This window comes from Hyalangium sp. (assembly GCF_045802625.1).
Classification (GTDB): Bacteria; Myxococcota; Myxococcia; order Myxococcales; family Myxococcaceae; genus Hyalangium.
On sequence record NZ_JBJMQP010000174.1, the window covers coordinates 1 to 2,502 of the forward strand.

Below are 2,502 nucleotides of genomic sequence, written 5' to 3' on the forward strand. Positions count from 1 at the left end.
AGGCGGCGCCCTATCCGCAGGGGCAGGTGATGCTGGCGCAGGCGGCGCAGGAGGCGCTGGCCCACGTGCGCCAGGGCACCGAGCCGGTGTCGGGTTCACGCACCGGGCCCAGCGCCTCCGGGCAGATCCTGATGCGCTCGGGGTGAATCCAGGCAGCCCCAGTGGCCCAACCCCTGCGGAGCCGCGCATGATGCCGAGGTATGAGGAGTGCCTCCTGCCTGCTGCGCCTGTTTCTGGCCCTGTGTCTCGCCGCCTCCAGTTCGTGTGCCACGTCTCAGGCTGACATCTCGGAGGACACCGACCGCCAGGTACGACCCGCGGTCGTAGCAGTCACCCGGCTGGGTGACGATCAGTTCCAGTGGGACTTCGCTCCGCTGCCGCCCGACCCGTTCTACGAGGTGCTACGAGAGGATGAAGCTCGCGCGGCGCTCGCCGCCTTCCTCGCGTGCATCCCAGAGGCACCACCGTTCGAGGTCGTCCCTGCCATGGCCTTGACGGGCGGTAAGGGCGCTCCGTGGGAGCAGCGCCTGCGCGCGGAGTTTCTCGCCCGCTATGGCCCTCCGCTGCTGCCCATGCCGGGTTCCTTGGAACGCAGCCCGCTCTTCATGGCCCTCCGGCTGTCACCTCGCTACATGGGGCAGGGCATCCGCGATGCGGCACGCGAGTTGTTCCGCTCGCCTGTCTTCCTCGCCAGCGTCGCCCTCTCCATCGTCGTGTACTTCTCCGCGTGGCTCCTGCCCGAGCCCCTCTTCTCCAAGGCGTTCGCCGCCACGCTCACGGCCAGACTGGCGCTCGTGGTGGGCCTGCTCGAGTTGCGCAACGTCGCGCTGGCCTGCCTGCAACTGTACCGGGACGCTCAAGCCGCCAGGACAGTGGAGGAGTTGGAAGGCGTGGCCGAGCGCTTCGGCCACGCCTTGGGTGGCACCGCGCTCCGGGTGCTCGTCATGGTCGCCAGCTACGGCGTGGCCAAGGCTCTGCCCAACGTGCCGCCAGGAGGCCTGGGCCCACTGCTCAGTTCTCCCCGCTATGCCCTCGCGGGAGGGCTGACGTTCCAGTCTGCCTCCACGGCTCACGTGGTGGCGGACGGCACCCTCGTCATCGCGGGCGCAGCCGTGGGCACCGCGGCTTCCGGCCTGGGCAGTGCGTGCAGCGATGGCTCCCAGAAGAAGGAGGGCTCTCAGTGGCACCATCTGGCCACTGACAAGAACGAAATCTCAGCTGATACGGGCGGGCCGTGGACTCCGCAGTTCGAGCGACTCTTCGCAATGGCGGGCATGAGCCTTGATGACCCAGCCAATCGCGTCTACCTCCAGGGCCATAAGGGCCCCCACCCGGAGGCGTACCACCAGGAGATTTACAGAAGGCTCCGCTCAGCCGTCCTGGGCTGCAAGTCCCTTCCCGATTGCCGAAGCAAGCTGGTAACCGCACTCGAGGAACTGGCTCGGGATGTCTGTACTCCAGGCTCACGACTTCATCGGCTCGTGACGAAGGCACAGGAGTGACGTAAGAGCGCGGCCATGCCCAGGTACTACGAGTTGATGGACGACAGGCGCTCACTGACCCGATGGCATCTGGGCACCCCTCTCGATGCCGCCGGGCAGGAACTCGATCCCTGGCAGTTCTTCGAAGGCCACGCTCTCGATCTAGGCTGCGTACCTCGCTTCCCACTCGATGTTCCTGGAGAGCCGTTGGACTTCTGCTGGGCGGCATTTGCCATCCCCGTGGTCCACGAGCGCTTCGTCCAGATCTTCCAGCGGCTGCGCGTCCAGGACGTGCAGTTCATCCCCACTCGGGTTGAAGGACATTCGGATCCCTTCTTCATCCTCAACACCCTGCGCACCATCCGCTGCATCGATGACGCCCGGTGTGAAGAGGTCAAGTACTGGAGACCCGAGGATGGGCAGCCGGAAAAGGTCGGCACGTATCGCTACGTTCATGCGCTGCGCATCGATCCGTCCAAGGTAGGTGATGCGCGCGTCTTTCGCACCTGGGGATGGGACATCGCCCTGATCGTCTCCGACGACCTCAAGCAGGCCATCGAAGCCGGGGGGATCACCGGAACACGGTTCGTCGAGGTCTGATGCTGACGGCCATGGCTCCCATCAGCGCGGTGGGTGGACAGCCATTCGCCCGAGTGCTTTAGAGGCGCTCCTTCACACCCGGAGCCCCGCACCTTGGACGTCGCCATCGTCACCTACGCCGGCCTGCCTCAGCTCGATGCCTATGATGCGCCGCTGTTGCCCGCGCTCGCGGCGCTGGGGCTGGATGCCCGCCCCTGCATCTGGGATGACCCGAAGATGGACTGGCGCACTCCGAAGGTCGCCGTCATCCGCAACACCTGGGACAGCCACCTGCGCCGCGACGCCTTCGTCGCCTGGTCCTCCAAGGTCGGCCGCCTCACCCGCCTCTACAACCCGCCCGAGGTGCTCCGCTGGAACACCCACAAGGCGTACCTGCGCGAGCTCGAGGCCAAGGGCATCCCCTTCACTCCCACCGTCTGGG

The 2,502-nt window shown here is 66.5% G+C and carries 2 protein-coding genes and 1 pseudogene; all 3 read left to right on the forward strand.

Annotation, left to right across the window (positions count from 1 at the left end):
• Window positions 1–200: 200 nt before the first annotated feature.
• Window positions 201–1,502: an AHH domain-containing protein gene (locus ACJ8AT_RS30520; RefSeq protein WP_407741455.1), complete on the forward strand. Its 1,302-nt coding sequence runs from the start codon at window positions 201–203 to the stop codon at window positions 1,500–1,502.
• Window positions 1,503–1,517: 15 nt separating this feature from the next.
• Complete coding sequence (locus ACJ8AT_RS30525; RefSeq protein WP_407741456.1) at window positions 1,518–2,081, forward strand: imm11 family protein; 564 nt, start codon at window positions 1,518–1,520, stop codon at window positions 2,079–2,081.
• A 93-nt stretch (window positions 2,082–2,174) separates the two neighbouring features.
• A pseudogene (locus ACJ8AT_RS30530) lies at window positions 2,175–2,502 on the forward strand (hypothetical protein); the annotation flags it as partial.